Annotated in this window: 13 protein-coding genes; 7 read left to right on the forward strand and 6 right to left on the reverse strand. The window is 42.7% G+C overall.

Annotated elements, in window-relative coordinates; all coding sequences use genetic code 11:
* Positions 1–21 precede the first annotated feature (21 nt).
* The gene (gene mmsB, locus ABJV04_RS20040; RefSeq protein WP_348493369.1) at positions 22–909 is read left to right on the forward strand and encodes a 3-hydroxyisobutyrate dehydrogenase; all 888 of its coding nucleotides are present in this window, start codon (positions 22–24) and stop codon (positions 907–909) included.
* 121 nt (positions 910–1,030) lie between these two features.
* Positions 1,031–1,462, forward strand: coding sequence for a hotdog fold thioesterase (locus tag ABJV04_RS20045; RefSeq protein WP_348493370.1), 432 nt, complete (start codon positions 1,031–1,033; stop codon positions 1,460–1,462).
* 27 nt (positions 1,463–1,489) lie between these two features.
* Here the strand turns inward: ABJV04_RS20045 and ABJV04_RS20050 are convergent, their stop codons facing one another.
* Complete coding sequence (locus ABJV04_RS20050; protein WP_348493371.1) at positions 1,490–2,371, reverse strand: AraC family transcriptional regulator; 882 nt, start codon at positions 2,369–2,371, stop codon at positions 1,490–1,492.
* A gap of 232 nt (positions 2,372–2,603) precedes the next feature.
* On the opposite strand from ABJV04_RS20050, the gene ABJV04_RS20055 reads away from it, so the two are divergent.
* Positions 2,604–3,731, forward strand: coding sequence for an enoyl-CoA hydratase/isomerase family protein (locus ABJV04_RS20055; protein ID WP_348493372.1), 1,128 nt, complete (start codon positions 2,604–2,606; stop codon positions 3,729–3,731).
* A gap of 187 nt (positions 3,732–3,918) precedes the next feature.
* On the opposite strand, the gene ABJV04_RS20060 is transcribed toward ABJV04_RS20055, so the two are convergent.
* Positions 3,919–4,560: a glutathione S-transferase family protein gene (locus ABJV04_RS20060; RefSeq protein ID WP_348493373.1), complete on the reverse strand. Its 642-nt coding sequence runs from the start codon at positions 4,558–4,560 to the stop codon at positions 3,919–3,921.
* A 318-nt stretch (positions 4,561–4,878) separates the two neighbouring features.
* Between ABJV04_RS20060 and ABJV04_RS20065 the strand changes: the two genes are divergently transcribed.
* Positions 4,879–5,544 carry a hypothetical protein gene (locus tag ABJV04_RS20065; protein WP_348493374.1) on the forward strand — a complete coding sequence of 222 codons (666 nt, stop codon included), beginning with the start codon at positions 4,879–4,881 and terminating at the stop codon, positions 5,542–5,544.
* Between the two features lie 148 nt (positions 5,545–5,692).
* Here ABJV04_RS20065 and ABJV04_RS20070 read toward each other — a convergent pair whose 3' ends face one another.
* Both ABJV04_RS20070 and ABJV04_RS20075 read right to left on the reverse strand, forming a co-directional pair.
* Positions 5,693–7,081 carry an MFS transporter gene (locus tag ABJV04_RS20070; protein ID WP_348493376.1) on the reverse strand — a complete coding sequence of 463 codons (1,389 nt, stop codon included), beginning with the start codon at positions 7,079–7,081 and terminating at the stop codon, positions 5,693–5,695.
* 46 nt (positions 7,082–7,127) lie between these two features.
* On the reverse strand, positions 7,128–8,288 hold the full coding sequence (locus ABJV04_RS20075; protein ID WP_348493377.1) for an FAD-dependent monooxygenase: 1,161 nt from the start codon (positions 8,286–8,288) through the stop codon (positions 7,128–7,130).
* Positions 8,289–8,530: 242 nt separating this feature from the next.
* Between ABJV04_RS20075 and ABJV04_RS20080 the strand changes: the two genes are divergently transcribed.
* Together ABJV04_RS20080 and ABJV04_RS20085 are read left to right on the forward strand one after the other, a co-directional pair.
* Positions 8,531–10,129 carry an FAD-binding oxidoreductase gene (locus tag ABJV04_RS20080; RefSeq protein ID WP_348493379.1) on the forward strand — a complete coding sequence of 533 codons (1,599 nt, stop codon included), beginning with the start codon at positions 8,531–8,533 and terminating at the stop codon, positions 10,127–10,129.
* Between the two features lie 30 nt (positions 10,130–10,159).
* Entirely contained in the window at positions 10,160–11,800 is a 1,641-nt protein-coding gene (locus tag ABJV04_RS20085; protein ID WP_348493381.1) for an alpha/beta fold hydrolase, read from the forward strand.
* Between the two features lie 73 nt (positions 11,801–11,873).
* Here ABJV04_RS20085 and ABJV04_RS20090 read toward each other — a convergent pair whose 3' ends face one another.
* Positions 11,874–12,569, reverse strand: a complete 696-nt coding sequence (locus ABJV04_RS20090) for a hypothetical protein (protein ID WP_348493383.1) — start codon at positions 12,567–12,569, stop codon at positions 11,874–11,876.
* A gap of 3 nt (positions 12,570–12,572) precedes the next feature.
* Complete coding sequence (locus ABJV04_RS20095; RefSeq protein WP_348493385.1) at positions 12,573–13,082, reverse strand: VOC family protein; 510 nt, start codon at positions 13,080–13,082, stop codon at positions 12,573–12,575.
* A gap of 250 nt (positions 13,083–13,332) precedes the next feature.
* On the opposite strand from ABJV04_RS20095, the gene ABJV04_RS20100 reads away from it, so the two are divergent.
* The gene (locus ABJV04_RS20100) at positions 13,333–14,841 is read left to right on the forward strand and encodes an aldehyde dehydrogenase family protein (protein ID WP_348493387.1); all 1,509 of its coding nucleotides are present in this window, start codon (positions 13,333–13,335) and stop codon (positions 14,839–14,841) included.
* Positions 14,842–14,863 lie beyond the last annotated feature (22 nt).

Raw genomic sequence — 14,863 nt, forward strand, 5'->3', positions numbered from 1 at the left:
TTGTAAATAAAGGACAAGATCATGGCAGTTATCGGTTTTATCGGTCTCGGTAATATGGGTGGGCCTATGGCCATCAACCTGGTTAAAGCAGGTCACACGGTAAAGGTATTCGATTTGTTTGCGGATGCAATTAAGCAACTGGTTTCACATGGAGGTATAGCCGCAAAGAGCGCGGCCGATGCAGCGTCAGATGCAGATGTGGTTATCTCTATGTTGCCTTCTGGTAAGCATGTGGAAGATCTTTACGTCAGCGCTGAAAAACCGCTATTTGAGGTCGTAAGAAAAGATGCATTAATCATTGATTCATCAACAATTGATGCAGCTACTGCAAAACAAGTCTGTGCCATTGCCAATAACCGTGGATTAAACTTTGTTGACGCACCGGTATCTGGTGGTGTTGCTGGTGCAGTGGCTGGCACCTTAGCATTTATGGTGGGAGCGACAGATGCACAATTTGCCCAAGCTAAGCCAATTTTACAGAGCATGGGGCAAAACATCTTCCATGCTGGCCCTAGTGGTGCAGGTCAAATAGCAAAATGTTGTAACAACATGCTGTTGTCGGTGCTAATGGCAGGAACCGTTGAAGCCCTTAATATGGGGGTGAAAAACGGCTTGGATCCTGTGGTCTTGTCACAAATAATGTTGCAAAGCTCAGGTAACAATTGGGTATTACAAAAATACAATCCCTATCCACACGTAATGGAGGGCGTACCTTCATCGAACGACTATCAAGGTGGATTTCAAGTTGACCTGATGTACAAAGATTTAGGCTTAGCTATGGATATTAGCCATCAAAGTGGCTCGCCCGCGCCCATGGGAGCTCAGGCAAAATCCTTGTATGCCATGCACAAATCGAAAGGCAATGGGCCGCTGGATTTCTCCAGCATAATGCGTTTATATCAAGATTGATAAGTTGAATAAATTCAATTAGTTACAAGGCATAATAGTCTGTCATAAATGACACTAATTTGACCACCACTAAAGGAGTATGATGGAATTTAGGTTTTGCTATGACAATTGAGGTAAGGCCATGAGTATCTGGTTTGCAAAACCAAAGGTTGAGGATTTAAATCAAATGCTCGCCAAAGGTCAGATTAATATTTCCCTCGGCTTACAGGTTACCGAGGTAGGCGATGATTTTATCCGTGGCACTATGCCCGCCGATAAACGCACCTTTCAACCATTTGGCGTAGTCCACGGCGGCGCCAATGTGGTCCTTGCCGAAACCTTAGGAAGTATCGCAGGTTATTACTGCGTCGATATAAATAAGTTTCAAGTGTTTGGTCAAGAAGTCAGTGCAAGTCACATCCGCTCTGTTTCTTCGGGTTTAGTCACCGCCACAGTTAGACCCATACACTTAGGTTCACGCTCGCAAATTTGGGAAATTCGTTTGGAGAACGACCAAGGTAAACTTAGTTGCCTATCAAAGTTAACCACTGCAGTGGTTCCCATACGAACCTAAACAATTACAGGCAAATGCATCTGCCATTTAGGTATGCTTTTGTTTGCGATAGTCAGATGGTGATAAGCCCGTATGTTTCCTAAATAGTCGCGAAAAATACAAACTATCATCATACCCCACCCTAGAGGCGATACCCTGTATCGCTAATTCGCTGGTTTCTAGCAAATAACTGGCGTATTCCACTTTCATTTTTAAAAAATGTTGTACCGGAGAGAAGCCAGTGGCCTCTTTATATTTTTTACTAAAATGAAACTTAGACAAATTCACTTGCATCGCTAACGCATCTAGATCAATGGACTTATTTAGGTTCTGCAGCATATAGGCCTGTAAAACATCCAGATTAAATTGCTGTCTTTCGGGGGTGTTAACTTGCTGAGCCAACTTACCGATATAGGCAAGTAGTTGTTTAAGCATATTGGCTGCATATACCATAGCCGGAATATTATATCCGGTGCTGGACTCTGCTAAAACCGAACTAAATTGTGCCATCAGCAAAGGAGATTGGCCTACTTTTAAGATCGGGTAGGTCTTTTTATAGTCCATATTAAACACATATTCTTGGGCTTGATGGCCGGAGAAATGACACCAATAAATCGACCATGGATCATCGGCATTGGCCCAATATCGATGACTAACGCCTTTAGGCAATAATACCAACTCTCCACTTTGTACTTCACCGCTCCAGTCACTAGTACGTAAAAATCCTTTCCCGGAAAAACAGTAAATTAAGATATTATCGTCATGGCGGTTCCGTGACATTTCATGGAAAAGTGCCTTTTCATAACGCCCTACCGCTAGCGGATAACAATCTTGAGTTAGGGGGTGTTGTTGTAATTGCTGACGAATAACAACCGGTGACACCATGCGTTCACTATCGCGACTCAAAGGCCAATTAGATGGTTTGCTCATATTAATCCTTAAGGTGTTACATGGGCCCAAGGCTTAGCTAGCGCTTTCAACTTGAGGCCGCAACGCAATATAATCCATATTAATAACAAGATAAACAATTAGCCAATAAGGCATAGGCTGCTACTATCATGGTAGTAAACTTTATAACCTTATAGGATCAGCTAAGCCGTTACTCACAAGAGTATGTCGGCTTGACGTAACAATCCTAATTCCCAAATGGAAGAAAGTGTAAATGACTAATGCGGCTGTATTATTTGAAGAACGAGCATCCAAGGCGAATAGAAAGATTGCCATCGCTACCCTAAACACTGAAAAAACCTTAAATTCACTTACCTTGGAAATGGTTGATTTACTCTATGCTCAGCTATTGAAATGGCAACAAGACGATGAAATTAGCTGTGTCTTTTTGCACGGTGCAGGCCCAAAAGCATTTTGTGCCGGAGGCGATGTGCAGCAACTCTATCATTCCGCCATTGAGCAACCTGGTGGCCCCTGCGAGTACGCTGAAACATTTTTTGAACGTGAGTACCGCCTAGATTATTTGTTGCATACCTTCAACAAGCCGATCATTTGCTGGGGACACGGTATTGTAATGGGAGGCGGCCTAGGTTTAATGGCCGGTTGTAGTCATAGAGTTGTGACCGAACGCACGCGCATGGCCATGCCTGAGATTACCATTGGACTCTTCCCTGACGTAGGCGGCAGTTGGTTTTTGAATCGCATGCCAGGCCGCATTGGATTGTTTTTAGGGTTAACCGCGGCAAAAATGAATGCTGCTGACTGTATTTATACTGGTATGGCCGACAGATTTATCGAAAACGCCCAAATGGAAGAGGTATTAGCCAGTATAGAAGCAATTGACTGGCAAGGAGATAACACTGAGCACAGCGGCCAAATCACGGCTGTGCTACGTCGTTTTGAACAACAAAGCCTAGCAGCCAAACCTACCGGCAACATTCCCGCCCACTATGACAGTATTCAACAGTTAACTGATCAAAACAGTTTTTACGACATTGTCGATGCCATTATAAAGCAGCCTTCAGAAGATCCTTGGATGAGCGCAGCAGCAGCGGCTTTAAATCATGGTTCCCCCATCAGTGCTTGCAGCATCAATCAAACGTTAAGCAACACTAAACATATGTCTTTAGCTGAAGTTTTTCAGTACGAACTGATGTTAGTCACCAATACAGTCCGTAACCCAGAGTTTGTTGAAGGAGTAAGAGCCTTGCTAATCGATAAAGACAAGTCTCCCCGCTGGCAATATGACTCCGTAAGAGCGGTACCACCTGAGGTGTTACAAAAGTTGACTACCCCGCCTTGGCCAGTAAATCCTTTAGCGGATTTGAAGCCTTTAGCTTGATCAAAGGCCTTTAGCGTGATCAAAGGCCTTTAGCTTGATTAAGAGCGGTCAGTTGGAAAAGAAGTGCTAACGCCAAAGGTTTGTTAATATAGGCAAAGTCCATAAGGCTTTGCCTAACCCCTAACTATTAACCGTTAAGATGCAATCAAATTATTACTAGCATTGAAAACACCTGCTTAACGGATTACTACTTCTTAGTTTTTTGCATAAACGCGGCAAGGCCGGCTGCCATTTCGTCTAATACCTTTGCTACGTGGAGTTGTTGCTTGATGGATTCCCACCACGCTTTCACTTTAGGGTATTGGGCTAATATATCTGATTGATCATAGGCAGGCGCTAGTGTGGTGGCATACCAAAGGTTCGTGGCCAAGGCGAAATCACCGATATCATATGCATCTGATGTTTTAATTGCCAGCCACCGCTCTAGCTTTTCTAGCTCAGCACAAAGCGGCAAAGTGAACGCACTTTTATCGGGGTGGGCATCTTTTTCTGCCATATTTTTAAACAGTGGAAACAATGATGGCCCGAAATGAGAATTTGCAAAACTGACCGTTGCCCTTGTCATGGCAAGAGCAGATGACGTTGCAGGGCGACATGGATTTTCAGGAAACTCATCTTCTAAATATTCAGCTATAGCCGTGGATTCAGGTATTAATTCCGTTTCAGAAACCGCTAACAAAGGCACCTTTCCCATTGGATAAGCATCTTTAAACTCATCGGTTTTTAATGGAATTTCTGGTGGCAGTATGTCGATATTAAGTTGCTTGCTATAAATTTGCATTCGAATTCTAGCTGAATAAGGCGAATGGGGCAGACTATATAATTTCATTTTCTGTTAGCTTCCTAAATAGTAAGGGACTCAACACTTCAAGTCCATATGAGAGATTTGCGAACTAATCTATCGGTGTTTTTTTAAAACAATTTTTTAAGTCCCTGAGTATTCAATTACGTCGGCTTGAATAAATCCAAGGCCATAGATCCTCAAGAACCCCACTTTACACCTTAATGATATAATATTATGCTAACATTTCATTTTGAGCTAGTGGGAATTTAGTTTTCAACACCTTCCCGCCAATATCGCATTAAGCGTAGAAGCAAATTTAGCCCTCAGAATCTCGACAACACTATTAATAATGGAGAGTCCACCATGACTGCACATGAACTGCTTTTACTAATACATATTTTGCTGTTTTGTTATTGGCTTGGGGGTGATATTGGGGTGTTTTATTCCAGTAATATTGTGGTTGATGACAAGGCGAGTCCTGAAGCAAGAATAGTGGCCGGCAAAATAATGGTAGCCTGTGATTTAGTCCCTAAACTATGTATGACATTGATGTTAACTACCGGCGGTTTATTAACAACGTTTTTTAATGTTGAGCACCCAGTGTGGCAAATGGCTGCTATTGTTTTACTTGGCCCATTTTGGCTAACCTTAGTTTTATTGCAACATTACAAACATCACGCTTCTTATATAAATCAATTAGTTAAGTTTGACTTTATATTTCGTTGTGTCTTGATAGTAATTGGCTTGATTTCTATTTCTTTTGCCTTACTGAATGGCAACCTAATGGGCAATACTTGGATAGCGGCTAAACTTGCCATATTTTATTTATTGGTGTTTTGTGGGCTAATGATTCGTTTGGCATTAAAAGACTTTGGTACTGCTTATTCTAACCTTATTCAGGGTATACACACCGCCTATGACAATAAAGCGATGTTGAAAGCAATGAACAGAGCTAAACCTTGGGTATATACCATTTGGGCAGGCCTGATTGGTGCTGCGGCAATTGGCATTGCAAAACCAATGTTATGAGTTAACTATTTCATAATATTTGATTATTTTGATGGGGCTAATTAGCAACTATACGTCCCCTTATGACTAAGCCTTAGCCTAAATTTTTAAGGAATAAAAGCTGCCTAAGTACTCTCATACAAAAAGCAGCTTTCAGACCTTCTAATCATTATTGTGATAGTGCCTTGTTATAGCGTGTAAATATCAGCAAACTAAGCGCCATAATACCAGCAGGAATAGTCGAATATAGCCACACCATACCATCAACCGCACCACTACCTTGAACGATAACGCCTTCTGTTGAGGACTCGAATCCGGTAAGACTCAATACGATACCTGCCATCATTGGACCCAATGCAAACGCCAGCTTCTCAACTGCTGAAAACATGCCTGAAAAAACGCCCTCGTCTACGCTTCCGTGTTTAGCTTGCTGATTATTAATAGTGTCAGTCAGTAAGGAAAATGTGAGAACCGAGAATGCCGCATTAGTACAACCAATAATGAAAGCCCGTATTAACACCAAAAAATGTTGTGTAGGCATTTCACCCCAAAATGGCAATGTAAATAACACATCATTTCCGGGTTCTACCCAAAGCCAAGTAATAGTGACTAACATCCAACCAACACAAGCAATCCAAAAAGCGGCTTGTTTACCAATATTGGCAGATAACTTTAACCACAAAGGTTGGCTCAGTATTGAACCACAGGCCATTGCCATTACAAAAGGAAGTAGTAAGTTGATATCTTGAATAGCATAAATAAATATAAATGCGACTACCGCATAACCACTGGCCTGGGCGATAGACTGCACAAAAAAGGTAGAACTTAATACCACGAAGGCTTTGTTATCAAAAACGGCAGAAAACCGACTGAGTAGTTTTTTAGGGTCCACCGAGTGTGCTTTACCGTAGTTCACGGGTACACCATATGCCGTTGCTAACATGGCAAGTAACGAAATACTGCCAAAAATAACCGCCATTGTGCGCCACGCAGCAGCATCCCCGCCAAGCATAAACACTAGAGGTTGGGCAAGACCGACTCCCATCACAACACCAACGACAGCAAAAACAATGCGATAAGATAAAATTTTTGTTCGTTCGTGGGGATCGCTGGATAGTTCAGAAGCAACCGCTAAATACGGTACCGAAAAGGCACTAAATGCAGTGGATGCAATAAAAAACAGCAAACACATAGTCGCCGCAGCCCACAAAGGAGATGCAAAATTAGAAAATGTAAATAACGCCATAAACGACAAACTGGTTAATATTGCGCCAAAGACCAAAAAGGGTTTACGTCCATGACGAGGTTTATGATGGTCAGAGATCGCGCCTATTATTGGATCGCAAAAAATTAACCAAATTTTAGGGACTAAAATCACCGCACCCGCCAACCAAGGGGAAATTCCTAACATGGTTGTCATAAATAACGGCAATAATGCGGCAGGGGCATCACGGAAAAGTTGCGCTCCAACTTGACCAAAGCCGTACAAAACCATAGTTTTCTGTGGCACTTCTATATCGGTTGCGGTAGAACGTGTTTTTGTTATTGTATCGTTCATCTTTTTTTACCTTTTAGTGACTTATATTTACAGCTTTTAAGCCGATTTAAATTGACTCAGTAATGCAGTCATATTTGAAAAGCCCTAAGGTCTCCTCGTTTCGTAAATTGCCTAACCCGTATAACTCCGCGGCCTCCCCTTGCAAACGGTCTGCATTTTCATTGGACTCTTTTTGAATAAACGTAGTGCGTTCATGGCGAACAGCTTGATAGCGGCTAAGGGCATTTTCAGTTGTTTCTGCAGCTTGCAAAATTCTCGCTAAAATCACCGCATCCTCAATACCTGTTGCAGCTCCTTGACCTAAAAATGGGGTCATTGCGTGGGCTGCATCACCGATGAGAGTTACTTTATTTTCAATCGACCATTGAGGCAGAGGGCTATGAGCATTAATAGCCCATTTAAATACGGTTCCTGGTCTAATCGAATCGATTAAGGTACCAACTTCATCACTCCAGCCAGCGTATAAGTCTCTAAGTTCTTGTAACTCAGCAGGAATTGACCAACCATCTTCTGTCCAACCATCCTGACGAGCGAAAAACACGAGGTTAAGTAGTTGGCCTTTGCGAAGTGGGTAACGCACAATCATTTTGCCAGGGCCAATATGCATTCCCGGCTGATCAATAAGATGTTGAATTTCCGGTGTAATTGGAGCTAAAGCTCGATAGGCAATATGACCGGTAAAATGGGGAGCAACTGAATCAAATAACTGTCTAACTTGAGACTTTAAACCGTCAGCACCGATAATCAGTTCGGCTTCGACACGGCTATTGTCTGCAAAGTTTAAAACAGGTTTAAGCCCCTGGTAGTTAACACTTTGCACTGATTTACCTAAATGAATTTTTACCCCTGCTTTTTCTGCTTCGGCAACTAAAACTTGATGTAAATCTGCACGATGAATATAGACGTAGGCACTGTTATATTGTTTACGAGTCTGTGAACGGTCAACCATTAGCAATGTCTCTCCACTTTGCCAATGTGATATTTGTTGCGTACTCGGTTCAATACCGATTTCAGCTATTGCTTCACCCACACCAATATAATCTAATCCACGCATGGCGTTAGGCGCTAAAGTAATACCCGCCCCAACATCTCCCCAAGCAGGAGCAGCTTCGTATAAACTGACCGATTGACCACTTTTTGCCAGCGCAATGGCCGCGGTCAGTCCTGCAATACCCGCCCCCACCAAAGCAATATCTAGGTCTTTCATATTCAATCTCCTAATTGCAACCGGAATGACTTCTCGTAAGTCGATTCAATGTAATCAGTATCCCCGTATGAAAAATTGCAACCATGACAATTATCAAAGACGAGATTTACCTTGGGGAGTACTCTGGATTTTTAATCAAGCTCAAATGACGACCATTGGGTAGGAAAAAATAAGAAATAAGTACGACGAACTTCGTTGAGGTTCAGTAGTAAATTCTACTCTCATTAGCAAAAGGTATTAGCATGACAAATTCAGTTCAGGAACAACAACAGCAGGCAACACTTGCCCCAACCGTTAAAGACAAGTTTTGTGAAATAGTAGGAGCCGAACATTGTTTGATTGGCAGTGCTGGTGCGGCTTTCTATACTGATGTTTACCGTCAACTTGAGGTACCTGATGCGGTGGTTCAGCCAACCACAGTTGAACAACTACAACAATTGGTGGCCTTTACCAATGAACAAGATATTCCTGTCACTATCAGAGGGGGCGGTGCGTCCTATACCGATGGTTACCTGCCGCCGGTTAAGGGAGTCGTAATTTTAGATTTAAGTTTGCTGAATAAAATAGTCGAAATCAACGAAATGGATGGCTACGTAACTGTTGAAGCTGGAGTCACCTGGGCGACCCTGAAAGAAGCGCTTGATAAACGAAATCTTAGAACGCCATTTTGGGGGCCATTTTCAGGTTTAAAAGCAACAGTCGGTGGTTCGGTATCACAAAACACGATTAGCCACGGTTCGGGGTTATACGGTATTTCAGCGCAATCCGTGCAGTCTGTAGATATTGTTCTTGCTGATGGCTCGTTATTACAAACTGGTTCTGCCGGTACAGGTGCGTCGCCTTTCATGCGTCATTTTGGTCCCGACTTAACCGGATTATTTACTGGAGATTGTGGTGCTTTGGGAATAAAGGCGCGTATTACACTGCCTCTTATTGGCCGTCGCTCTGCTCACCGTGTCATATCTTTTGCTTTTGCTGACTTTAATGCCATGCACGAATCAATGCGGCGTATTAGTTTAGAGCGTTTAGAAGATACCCACTTCGCTTTAGATGGCGCATTGTCTCAAGGACAAATTGCGCGTCAAGATAGTGCCGGACAAATGATGAAAATAGCGTTGTCTATACTGACTAGTTCGCCCTCTTATGCGGCGGGTTTTAAACAACTATTGAAGTCTGCATTTTCGGCCCGTAAAGCAATTAGTTCTTCACCTTACATGACCCACTATATTGTTGAAGGTACCCACGATGCAGAGGTGAAGAGTCGCCTTCATCGAATTCGGGAACTAACCGCTGATCTAGGATCTGAAATACCAGCAACAGTGCCAGCCATTGTTCGTGGAATGCCCTTCGCACCTTTTTTCAATGCATTAGGCCCTGCGGGTGAGCGTTGGGTACCTTTGCACGGCATTATACCCCACTCAAATGTGGCCAACTTCCATCAAGAACTTGAGCAATTTTATACCTTACGCTCAGCCGACATGCAGCGCCTTGGTATTTGGTATGGAGGCATGTTTGCCACCGTATCATCCTCAGGTTTTTTATATGAAATTGCATTATATTGGCCCGATGAAATCACTGCTTACCACCAAGAAGTGGTACCACAAGACTACCTAGATAACTTACCTAAACACCCTGCCAACCTTGAAGCGCGAGAATATATTCATCAATTAAAGGAAGATATTATTGCCTTATACGTAAAACACAATGCAACTAATTTCCAGCTGGGCAAAGCCTACCCTTATGCTTCAAGAGTATCTTCAGAAACCTTAAATCTAATTAAAAATATAAAACAATTTACGGATCCCAAAAACGCATTATCACCTGGCAACTTAGGGCTTTAATTAACGATTTTATTTAGGAGTTACAAAGCTATGGTCGAAACAAATTGCCGCATATCCCGCCAATATATATTAGTTGGTGAGCGACAAGTGCACTATAGATACGCAGGTACGGGACCAATTTTAGTATTGATTCATCAATCTCCAAATAATAGTAAGGAGCTTATCCCCCTAATAAACTACTTATCGGCATATTTTACCGTGATTGCTCCGGATACACCTGGTTATGGCCAATCTGATCCATTGAGTGGAACTAAGCAGCAAGCGTCAATTGATGATTTTGTTGATGCTTTGGTACGTCTTTTTGATACTTTGAATATACAAAAACCAGTGGTTTACGGTAGTCACACTGGCGCAATTATTGGTGTACGTTTAGCAGCACGTTACCCACAAAAAATCGCAGCCTTAGTGGCAAACGGTGTGCTTATTAACACCGCGGATGAACGAAAAGATCTGTGTGACAAATACTTTCCCACTTACCATATTAAGTGGGACGCAACCCACTTAAGTTGTTTATGGTCGAGACTCAGAGATCAACACAGCTTTTTTCCTTGGTATGAACGCACTTCCACCAGCATCAACTGTTGGGCTGCCACAGATGCAGAAATAGACACGAATTTCTTGAACTACATGGAAGCTGGCGATAATTATCCCATCGCCTATCGTGCTGCAGTAGGCTACGCCATCGTTGACGATCTAGTTAGATTAAAAGTACCGAGTTTAATGTTAGCCGCTAAAGCTGATACCTTGTCCCGTTACGTCGAACATTACCCTCCTTTGCCCAACAATGTAGACATTCAAACAGTGCCGGATTTTTGTGACATACCCGAAGCATTATTAAACTATGCAAAAAAGCATGGTTCTCCTTTAAGTACACCTTTTGAGCCCCCCCATGAAGCCAAACAATATGGTTTGCAAAATCGTTTTGTGGCTACTGAAGGTGGGACATTTCATATACTTAGTAATCATGGAGCGGCAACTACAGGAAATCAAAAACCTTTATTGGTATTGCACGAATTAGGTTTAAATAACGACACATTACGCACCTTAATGATGACATTAACCGAGCAAAAATTATTAATCGCGCCAGATTTGCCGGGGCACGGTGAAAGCGAATATCCAAACTGTAGCAGTCCCATAGAGATGGCAACAGCTTTAGCGCAATTAATGACTAGGTTGAACATAAATAAAATCGACGTTTTTGCCATTGCAAACGCCAGTGCCTGCGCTCTGGCTCTCAAAACACAGTTTCCCGAATTAATCGCTACAGTGACTTTTTGTAATCCAGAATGCAGCAGCACGCAGCCTAGCAATGCCGATAAATTACCGGATTTGCAAGTTGACTCTGCCGGTTCCCATTTACAACGTGGTTGGCATTATTTAAGAGACCGTAAACTCTATTACCCTTGGTATGAACGTACTCAAGATAGCCAAATCGAAAACCCTCAGATCCCTGAGCCAAATAGATTACAGCTAGAGTTACTTGCATTGTTGAAATCTCGAGATGGTTTAGAAGAGCGTTTAAAACTTGCTTCTCAGAACAGTGCTGATGATTATAATCAGTGTCCAGACTCACAGTTGGCCTTTACCTCTACGGCACCGTATCGAAACCTGTTTGTCGACTATATTCTGTTAGAAAATGAAATGTATCGCTGGCCACAGATTTTGCACTAGGAACTCTAACTCGCGTTGCAGAGTAAAATAGTCGGTAACGGCCAGTTTAAAAATAGACCTTGAATTAACTAAGCTAACGCTCGGTTAATTCAACAAGTTCGTACCAATTGTCGATTTTATCCCAAGTCATTTTTAGAAAAATGTAATCCCCCTCTTTCACCCAAACATATGCAGGGGGCCAATCAGGCTGCCAGCGCAAAGCATACTTTCTCGCTTCGAATTGCCCCGCGGTTACAGTGATTGTTTCGTTTCCTAAATAAGCCACCTCAATCTGCACCTCAGCAGCGGTTAACCCTTGATCACCATTTTCTGATATGGAATTGGTTAAGCCATGAACCGCAATATACTCACCAGGCTTTGTACTATCGACCTGTGTGGTTATCAATGCATCTCCTTGTAATGGATGAAGGCCTAAATAGGTATACGCTGGGTGATTGCTAAATTGTTGTGAAACTCGTCCTTGTGCGCCAAGATCACTTTCCACAATAACCTTATTAGAATGAAACGAGAACCAATTGGTGCCAGCAATCTGTCCAGCTTTGATAACCCGACAAAAACCATCTATGGGTGACCAATTTTGATTAAGGGACATTGTTACATCACGTATTAAAGCAATATCATCCATTTCGCAAAAAGCTCGGAACGTATAGCCATTTAAATGGGAAGCCAAACTAAAATGCTCCTGCCCGATTAAGCGGTTATCAGCAGTCCAATAGGCAATGCGTCCTGTTATATAATTTTGTAACGCAGAATGTTGCAGCGAAGCCATCTCTTAAAACTCCATCTCTGGAGTTCGCAAATTTTGCATATTAGGATCTCGCTCAACTAGGTTCAATAAGGTTCCATCAGCATCTCTGATACATACCTCACGCTGGGAAATACTTCCCATTTCAAACTGTTCGGGCTTGGGTAACCAAGCAGCGCCAAGTTGTTTAAGTCTAGGTAAAATATCGTCTAGGTTAGGCACGTAAAACACCAAAGCCACTTCTCCAACACGAGCCGCTCCTGTGGCGATAGGGACCTGCTGAGCATTATGTTCTGGCGCTAATTGAAACAAACCCAACATGCCAAAATTTGGACCTGCAACTTTTAAAATTTTAATGGGGTAAGGATAATGTTGCTCAAAACCCAGCACGGCACTCGCTGATGGATGCTCAAGATCCCCTTCATAGTAACTTTCCGACATCCCTAAGGCCCGGTAGAACCGCAAAGCGACATTTAAATCTCGCACAAAAATAGTCGCTCGTATGAGGGCTGACACACTAGCATGAGATGTTTGCATACTTTTTACTCTAATATAAAGTTGATACATACACTCTACGTCAATTATCCGCAGAATATCTTTGACAAATATCATGGTCGCCAGTTTTTATTAATCCTAAGGTGAACATGCGTGAATTCATTGACACAACCAACCAACCTAAAAGATTCGATTTCGTGAGTTAAAAACACGCTTTGCTTTATACAACAACTGAGTAAAGGGGAATCGACGTATAATTATGCGAGTGCACTAGTAAGGAACTATGCAAAACATGAATAACAGTAAAATTAAACAGATCAATATTGCATCTGCGACTAAAGAGTTTCTAGCTCAACCACACAAGCTACTAATTGACGGTGTCTGGGTTGATGGAGTTGAGGGTAAAACTATCGAATCGCGCGATCCCGCAACCAATGAAGTTATTGCTAAAGTCGCTATCGGTGGACGCCAAGATATAGACAAAGCCGTCATTGCTGCGCGTAACGCATTTGAAGGTCCATGGTCGAAACTCACTCATTTTGAAAGGGCTAAGTTACTTTCACGACTTGCTAGGTTGATAGAATCTAATACCGATTTACTCACCGAAATTGAAGTATTAGATAATGGAATGCCAACCAATATTGCGCGACTAACAATTCATAATATTGCTGAAATGTGTGATTATTACGCTGCCGCTGCACAGCGTATTGAAGGAACAACAACTACCCCACCACGACACATTACCGACCAGGCTGAAGCGTTAACTTATACGTTGCGCGAACCAGTGGGCGTAGCAGGATTAATCGTGCCATGGAATGTACCTGCATCCACTGCTGTATTAAAACTAGCCCCCGCACTTGCTGCCGGTTGTACCCTTGTGATGAAGCCATCAGAAGAGACTCCCTTATCTGCATTGTTACTTGGTCAGCTATGTTTAGAGGCTGGAATTCCAGCTGGAGTAGTCAATATCGTAAACGGTTTTGGCAGCGATGTTGGGGAAGCGATTGCTCAGCATCATGATGTGGATAAAGTATCTTTTACGGGTTCGACACAAACCGGCAGAAAAATTATTTGTGCAGCTACGGGTAACCTGAAAAAAGTATCCCTTGAGCTGGGCGGAAAATCACCGGTTATCGTTATGCCTGATGCGGACCTTGATTTGGCCACTGTGGGAGTCGCAATGGCAACATTTTTTCTGCAAGGTCAAAACTGCATGGCCGGAACCCGGATATTCATTCATGACTCTATTCACGATGAATTAATGGAACGGGTCAAATTATTCACAGAACAAATGATAATTGGACACGGTATCAACCCCGCAACTATGATTGGGCCACTAATCTCGCAAAAACAATGGGAAAAAGTACAGCGATATATCGAAATAGGCATGAGTGAAGGCGCGACTTTGTTTTCTGGTGGCCAGAAACTTGAAGGTGAAGGACACTTTGTACAACCCACCATTTTCACTGATTGCACTCCAGATATGCGCATAGTTAGAGAAGAAATTTTTGGCCCTGTCATGACGGTTCAACGATTCTCTACCCTAGATTTGGATGAGATAGCGCGTATGGCAAATGACACCATTTACGGTTTGTCGGGTAGCGTATGGACACAAAGTTTATCCACGGCCCACTCACTTGTCGCCCGCATTCGAGCTGGGCAAGTGTCGATAAATTGCCATGGGGCAGTAGGTACGAATATCCCGTTTGGTGGTTATGGGCAATCAGGATGGGGGCGAGAGTTTGGTCAAGAAGGTCTCGATGCCTATTTGGAAACAAAAGCAGTAACTGCCCAATTTTAATAGTATTGGGCTAAATCTAGGA

Origin of the sequence: Aliiglaciecola sp., assembly GCF_039982535.1 — a bacterium.
GTDB lineage: Bacteria > Pseudomonadota > Gammaproteobacteria > Enterobacterales > Alteromonadaceae > Aliiglaciecola.

Excerpts from the sequence above, each read along its gene's own strand:
- mmsB (WP_348493369.1), top strand. The coding sequence starts at position 22 with ATGGCAGTTATCGGTTTTATCGGTCTCGGTAATATGGGTGGGCCTATG.
- ABJV04_RS20075 (WP_348493377.1), bottom strand. The coding sequence starts at position 8,288 with ATGAAAGACCTAGATATTGCTTTGGTGGGGGCGGGTATTGCAGGACTG.
- ABJV04_RS20070 (WP_348493376.1), bottom strand. The coding sequence starts at position 7,081 with ATGAACGATACAATAACAAAAACACGTTCTACCGCAACCGATATAGAA.
- ABJV04_RS20100 (WP_348493387.1), top strand. The coding sequence starts at position 13,333 with ATGAATAACAGTAAAATTAAACAGATCAATATTGCATCTGCGACTAAA.
- ABJV04_RS20085 (WP_348493381.1), top strand. The coding sequence starts at position 10,160 with ATGGTCGAAACAAATTGCCGCATATCCCGCCAATATATATTAGTTGGT.
- ABJV04_RS20045 (WP_348493370.1), top strand. The coding sequence starts at position 1,031 with ATGAGTATCTGGTTTGCAAAACCAAAGGTTGAGGATTTAAATCAAATG.
- ABJV04_RS20060 (WP_348493373.1), bottom strand. The coding sequence starts at position 4,560 with ATGAAATTATATAGTCTGCCCCATTCGCCTTATTCAGCTAGAATTCGA.
- ABJV04_RS20080 (WP_348493379.1), top strand. The coding sequence starts at position 8,531 with ATGACAAATTCAGTTCAGGAACAACAACAGCAGGCAACACTTGCCCCA.
- ABJV04_RS20050 (WP_348493371.1), bottom strand. The coding sequence starts at position 2,371 with ATGAGCAAACCATCTAATTGGCCTTTGAGTCGCGATAGTGAACGCATG.
- ABJV04_RS20065 (WP_348493374.1), top strand. The coding sequence starts at position 4,879 with ATGACTGCACATGAACTGCTTTTACTAATACATATTTTGCTGTTTTGT.
- ABJV04_RS20090 (WP_348493383.1), bottom strand. The coding sequence starts at position 12,569 with ATGGCTTCGCTGCAACATTCTGCGTTACAAAATTATATAACAGGACGC.
- ABJV04_RS20055 (WP_348493372.1), top strand. The coding sequence starts at position 2,604 with ATGACTAATGCGGCTGTATTATTTGAAGAACGAGCATCCAAGGCGAAT.
- ABJV04_RS20095 (WP_348493385.1), bottom strand. The coding sequence starts at position 13,082 with ATGCAAACATCTCATGCTAGTGTGTCAGCCCTCATACGAGCGACTATT.